The organism is Halomonas sp. BM-2019, from assembly GCF_017584085.1.
Window position 1 is genome coordinate 2,059,103 of the sequence record NZ_CP071922.1, and the last position, 1,939, is coordinate 2,061,041.

Annotated in this window: 1 protein-coding gene and 1 pseudogene; one reads left to right on the forward strand and one right to left on the reverse strand. The window is 73.7% G+C overall.

The features are described 5' to 3' along the window. Positions 1-390 (reverse strand): annotated as a pseudogene (locus J5F18_RS10230) (chloride channel protein); the annotation flags it as partial. A gap of 173 nt (positions 391-563) precedes the next feature. Here J5F18_RS10230 and J5F18_RS10235 point away from each other — a divergent pair. Next, positions 564-1,939: ABC transporter substrate-binding protein (locus J5F18_RS10235; protein WP_346302130.1), on the forward strand; the 1,376-nt coding region annotated here is incomplete at its 3' end.

The window sequence follows — 1,939 nt, forward strand, 5'->3', positions numbered from 1 at the left end:
GGCGCCGGCGCCCAGCGAGATCATGGCGCTCAGCGCCGAGAGGCCGCCGGCCCGGGCCGGCAGGCGGCCGCGCCGGGTCTGGACCGCGGCGATGACGTCGGCCGGGGCATGGGGCCGCCGTTCGGGGATGGCGCGGTGAAGCAGCCCCACCAGCAGGCCGCCGAGGGTCGGCACGGCCAGGGTGGCGGCGACCAGGATGCCGGGGTGGTCGACCATCATGCGGCTGCGCGGCGAGATCAACAGGAGCTCGTTGAGCCACAGCACCGCCGTGACGAAGCCCACCGCGGCCAGCGCGGCGACAGCGCCGATCAGGGCGCCCAGCAGCACCAGGCCCAGGAAGCGGACCATCGCCCGGGGGCCACGGCCGATCAATGCGGGAGCGGGAATCATCTCTCAGGTGTAGGTGCCCTCGGCCCTGCGGTCCACTGTCGCTGGGTGCCGGCCGCCGGTCGCCGACCGGACGAGCCAGCGTTGAAACCCCGCGCCCTGTGCGGCTGTCCTTCTGTGTAGCGCCTCGGTCACAGTAGGGGCACGAGGGCCTGCACGGGAGTCGGGATGCAACCATGAGAGGCGTGGGACTGGCCATCAGTGCGCTGCTGCTGGCCGCGGTGGTGGCGGTGGCGCTGTTGCCATCGGCGACGGGGCCGGTGCGGGAGCCGCCTGGCCGCGAGTCCCCCCGCCTGGACGCCGAACTCGACCCCGCGGCCCTGGCGGGGCGCACCGGCGCCCTGGTCGACGAGCTGGTCTTCACCCGGGAGACCGATATCGGCCGGGTCACCGGGCTGATCGAGGCGGGCAGCCACCAGCTCTTCAGCCAGGGCATCTCCAGCCCCACGGTCTTCAACCGGCTGCGCGACTCCCTGCAGGCGGCCCATGACCTGGCCTACGGCACCTCCAGCGAGCTGACCCTCAACCCGGCGGGGCCGACCCTGGCCGACGGCAGCCTCAATCCCTTCCATCTGCCGGCGATCCGCGAGGCCCTCAACTGGCTGATCGACCGCCGCCTCGTGGCCGAGGAGCTCTACGGCGGCCTGGCCGTGCCGCGGGTGCTGCCGCTCTCCACCGCCTTTCCCGACTACGCCCGGCTGGCCGAAGTGGCCCGGGAGCTGGAGCTGCGCTACGCCCACGACCCCGAGCGCGCCCGGGCGGCCATCGAGGCCGGCATGCAGGAGCTTGGCGCCCGCCGCGAGGGCGGTCGCTGGACCTATCAGGGCGAGCCGGTTCGCCTGCGCCTGCTGATCCGCACCGAGGACGAGCGGCGGCGGGTGGGGGACTACGTGGCCAACCTGCTGCAGGACGAGGGCTTCGCGGTGGAGCGGCGCTACCGTACCGCCGAGGAGGCCTCGCGGCTGTGGATCGCCAGCGACCCCGCCGCCGGCCACTGGCACCTCTACACCGGGGCCTGGATCTCGCTGGTGATCCAGCGCGACCAGGCCGAGAACTTCAGCTTCTACTACACCCCGCGCGGGCGTGCCGAGCCGCTGTGGCAGGCCTATCGCCCCGCGCCCGAGTTCGACGACCTGGCCGAGCGCCTGGCACGACGCGACTACCGCGACTGGAACGAGCGCCAGGCGATGATGGCCGAGGCGCTCGGGCTGGCCCTCGAGGACTCCGCCCGGGTCTGGCTGGTGGACCAGCTCAGCGCCTCGGCCCGGGCCGCCAACGTGGCGGTGGCGGCGGATCTCGCCGGGGGGGTGTCCGGCTCGTCGCTGTGGCCCTACACCCTGCGCTATACGGACCGAATCGGCGGACGCATGGTGATCGGCCTGCCTGGCCTGCTCGGTGAGCCCTGGAACCCGGTGGCCGGCAGCAACTGGGCCTTCGACCGCATGATCACCCGCGGCACCCTGGATCCGGCGGTGCTCCCCGACCCCTATACCGGGCTCTTCCACCCCCAGCGCCTCGCCCGCGCCGAGGTGGCGGTGGAGGAGGGCGTGCC